Raw genomic sequence first — 3,702 nt, 5'->3', positions numbered from 1 at the left:
ACCTCGGCCGCCGAGCCCCAGAAGCCACCCGTCCAGACCGGGTAATCCGGATCGCCCTGCTCGAACTCGATCCACACGCCGGCACCCACCTGCGGCACCACGTACACGCCGCTCTGCTTGCCGGCGAAGGGCACGCACGGTAAGGCCCAGCTGCCGGGAATAAGCCCCGCGACATCCGGCACGATGGCCATGATGCGGCCGCGCTGTTCGGGGTCGACGTTGTTGACCACGGTACCGCGGTATTTGCCGTAGTACTTGGCGTTCATGCCGGCACCGCCGGCACGGTGGAAAGAAGTCCCTTGCGGGAGAGCGTGAACGACTGCTTGTACTCACCGCGACGAATGGTGTGACGCACCTCGCTGACGTAATGCAGGCCATCGAATGCCGGCCCTGCCCCGCGCACGCCCACCAGTTGCCGCGACTTCAGCACCCGGCCATAGCGGGTGACGTCCAGGCTGCCGCGCCCGGTAACGGTGTCGGCGGATTTCGCCGCCTCCGCCATGCCAAGGAGCATGGCCCGCACCGGGGAATACTTCGCCGTCTCAGGCAGCGGCCTGAGTGTTTGCGGGGGCGGATCGATCAGCCCCAGCGGCGGATTCAGTGGCCCGATATCGGGAATCGGGATCGGCAACGGCACCTTGGTCAGTTCATTCTGGATGTACACCACCGGAAGACTGCGGGCATTGCCCTGGTAGCTGAAGCTCAAGCTGTCCACGTTGCTGGCCGCATCCATGTCCACGTTCAACGCCGGCTGAGGCACGCCCACCTTCACCTTCGGTCCCCAGTAGGCCACGCTCATGCCCGGTGCCGGGCCCGGATCGATATAGAAGACATAACCCACGCGCTCGGCCAGCAGGCGGATGTATTCCAGGTCGTTGCCCTGCTGGCTGGGAATGCGGTTGGTGGGGATGGGAACATCCAGCGCGATGCTCGGCAGCACCAGCGGCACCACGCCGAGGAACGCATACTTGGCAAGGATCAACGCCACCACCGCTTCGGCTGGCATCGCCGGATACGGTATGCCCGGGATGCCGGAGAACAACAGCTGCTGCATCACGGCGGTGAGGTCGTCACCGGTCACCTGCAGGCTGGTATGCCGCGCATCGGACCCAGGGAGGATTTCCGTGCGCGTCACCACGCCGTCGATCAGCACATTCGGCGACCCGTTCACCGTGGCCACCAGGATCACCCGCAGCAACGGGATGGCAGCCCCGCCACTGAGCAGGAACAAGGTATGAAGCGGCGAGCGCACGCTCATCGAAAACTTCAGGGTGAAGGCGCCGGCAGCCTCGTCCGGCGCCACCACCTCCACGTCGGTCAGCGCATCAAGCACGATCTGCGGCACCGGGATCGGTACCACGGGCCCCACCAGCAGGGTCAGGTGCACGCCCTTAAGCATCACCCACTCCCGGCACGCCCTCAGGCAATGTGATGCGAAGCCGGGTGCCAATCTCGTCGGTGAGGTCCTCGGGCCGGAGCGCGCAATTGGCATCGCAGATGCGCCAGAACAGTTCCGCGTCGCCGAAGGCGGCCCAGGCGATCTGATCCAGGCGCTCGCCCTGCGTCACCACGTGCCACTGCATCGTGGCGAATTTCCCAGGCTGCGGAACGAAGCGCCGCGTGAAGTAGACCACCGGCGTGCCATCGGCCTGCGTAAAGGTGGCCGTTGGCGTGGTGAGGTAGCGGCTATTGGCGGCAATCGTGGCCATCTAAGGCACTCCCGTCACGCCCAGCGCGGACAGCGGCGCGGCAGTGAAGCTGCCGGCGAGCTTTTCCTTTTGCTGGAGGTAATTCATGAAGAGCCCCGCGGCCTTGTGGCCGGTGGGTACGTCGGTCACGGACAACACGCGGAAGCCAAGTGAAACGCGCGCGCGGATCGGGTTAAGCGATGGGTCGAAGGCTTCCTCGGTGACGCTGAATTCGGTGATGCGTACCGGCACGATGCGCGACGCGCTCCAGACGAACAGCGCCAGTGGCGTTTCCATCGGCACGATCTCCAGCGTGCCTGCCGCGGCCAGCGCGTCGTTGGCGCGCAGTTGTGCGGATGTCGGATACAGCATCGTCTCCAGCGCTGCGAGCTGGGCGAAGATGCCCGACTGCACGGCACCCGGGAATTGGTCGGGTGTTTCCAGCTGGTCGGTGGCGTCGATCTCCGCCTCAAGCTTGAAGCTTTCCACCGGCGGCCCCTTCAAGCGCAATACCTCGGCACGGTCGCCACCCTCGGCGGCCATCGATTGCACGCTCAAAGTGCGCGTGAGCGTGTCGGGGTTGTATTGCAGCGACACCACGCGCTTGACCGCCGAGGTGTCCGGATCGATCAGCACGATGCCGCCCTTCAAGATGCGCGGGGAACCGGGGAAGGCGCTCATAGCCGCATGCCAGTGCCGGGCGGCCGCGTCCGCGGGCGGGATCGTGGCGGGGGCGCGCCACGACGGGATGGCCGCGCGGTCGGAATGACCGCATTGGGCAAGCCAGCGGCGATGTCGGCTAGCCAGCGGGCCTGCGCAGCGGCGGTGCAGCCGTGGCGGGTTTCAGTGTCATAGCGGTCCTGAACCACGCGCACGGCACGCCGGACAGCATTCTGGGGAAAGGTCGAAAGCGGCGTGCCGTTCCGGATGGCATCGTTGATCCGGCGAGCCATCCTGCAGGCGATGTCCAGGTGTCCCTGCTCGTGCGCAAGCAACCTTGGTTGATCGGCCACGGCATTGGCCGTGCATTGGGTAACGAGCGCCGGGCAGTCGCCGCGCGTGGCAGCCGTGATCGGCGGCGCCGCAGCCGCAGGGCACGTGCCGTCACTGCTCCAGGTGAAGGCCCCAGGCACCATGCCCCGCGGCATGCGCCGGGTGAAGTTCTGGTTACACTGCCTGCCGACGCGTGCGCAGCCGTTCTCGTTCGGATTATTCGCCCGGGCAACCGAACGTATGACGTGGCTGCTTCGCGGCAGGAAGACACCCTGGAACACATGGGTCTGATCGGCCGTCCAGCCAAGGATCGTCTGCATGCAGGTAGCCGCCACGGTGTCCATCGCCATGGGGGCGACGTCCGATCCGGTGACAGCGGCAAAACCACCCAGGGCACGGACCTCGCTAAAGTCGCCGAGCGTCAATGGAGCATGCGGGCAATCGTTGGGGATACCGCGGGTGCCGCGAAGGCACGCAGCGAGGCGGTCGTCGGTCCTGCCCGTGAAGTCCGCACCGGGCCCGGCTTCATCCAGGCCTTCAAAGGCCACGCCACGGCGTGGCTGCCGCTGCACCGAAAGTGGCGCAGCGATGCTGGGCGAGGCGTGGTCACCGGCGGCGACGCGATCGGCCGCCTGGTCGGCATCGCGCTCGGCGGGGTCGTTATCCGATCCGAGCATCATGCTCGAGAGTGATTTGCGCATGAGTCCGCCGCCCTGTTGCACGACGTGGGCCAACTCGTGTGCAATCAGGTGCCGTCCTCCCCGGGTTCCCGGTGCATAACTCCCCGAGCCGAAGACGACGTGCGAACCCACCGTATAGGCGGCGGCATCGACGGCCGCCGCCGATTGCGCGGCGGATGCATCGTTATGTACGCGGACGTGGCTGAAATCGTGGCCGAATCCTCGTTCCATCGGTGCGCGCACGGCCGGTGCTAGCGGTGAACCCGGCGACGCCAGCACCGCGTGGACGCTCGATGGTACGGCGTCGATCTTCGCGCCTGTGGCCGCCTTGCGTTGCAGCT

Annotated in this window: 5 protein-coding genes; all 5 read right to left on the bottom strand. The window is 66.5% G+C overall.

Annotated elements, in window-relative coordinates; all coding sequences use genetic code 11:
• The coding region (locus VK519_RS05280) for a phage baseplate assembly protein V (protein ID WP_324348085.1) at positions 1-266 on the bottom strand (266 nt) is incomplete at its 3' end.
• The gene (locus tag VK519_RS05275; protein WP_324348084.1) at positions 263-1,399 is read right to left on the bottom strand and encodes a hypothetical protein; all 1,137 of its coding nucleotides are present in this window, start codon (positions 1,397-1,399) and stop codon (positions 263-265) included. The genes VK519_RS05275 and VK519_RS05280, both read right to left, overlap by 4 nt.
• Positions 1,392-1,709: a LysM domain-containing protein gene (locus VK519_RS05270; RefSeq protein ID WP_324348083.1), complete on the bottom strand. Its 318-nt coding sequence runs from the start codon at positions 1,707-1,709 to the stop codon at positions 1,392-1,394. Before VK519_RS05270 ends, VK519_RS05275 begins: the two co-directional genes overlap by 8 nt.
• Complete coding sequence (locus tag VK519_RS05265) at positions 1,710-2,369, bottom strand: hypothetical protein (RefSeq protein WP_324348082.1); 660 nt, start codon at positions 2,367-2,369, stop codon at positions 1,710-1,712. It abuts the gene before it with no gap.
• Positions 2,366-3,702, bottom strand: a 1,337-nt coding sequence (locus VK519_RS05260) for an eCIS core domain-containing protein (protein WP_324348081.1), incomplete at its 5' end; no start/stop codon positions are given. The genes VK519_RS05265 and VK519_RS05260, both read right to left, overlap by 4 nt.

Origin of the sequence: Pinirhizobacter sp., assembly GCF_035317885.1 — a bacterium.
Classification (GTDB): Bacteria; Pseudomonadota; Gammaproteobacteria; order Xanthomonadales; family Rhodanobacteraceae; genus Pinirhizobacter.
This window is presented reverse-complemented; position numbering and strand designations above follow the sequence as displayed.

What these genes read in the sequence shown, in the direction of transcription:
- VK519_RS05270 (WP_324348083.1), bottom strand. Translation starts at nt 1,709, where the DNA reads ATGGCCACGATTGCCGCCAATAGCCGCTACCTCACCACGCCAACGGCC.
- VK519_RS05265 (WP_324348082.1), bottom strand. Translation starts at nt 2,369, where the DNA reads ATGAGCGCCTTCCCCGGTTCCCCGCGCATCTTGAAGGGCGGCATCGTG.
- VK519_RS05275 (WP_324348084.1), bottom strand. Translation starts at nt 1,399, where the DNA reads ATGCTTAAGGGCGTGCACCTGACCCTGCTGGTGGGGCCCGTGGTACCG.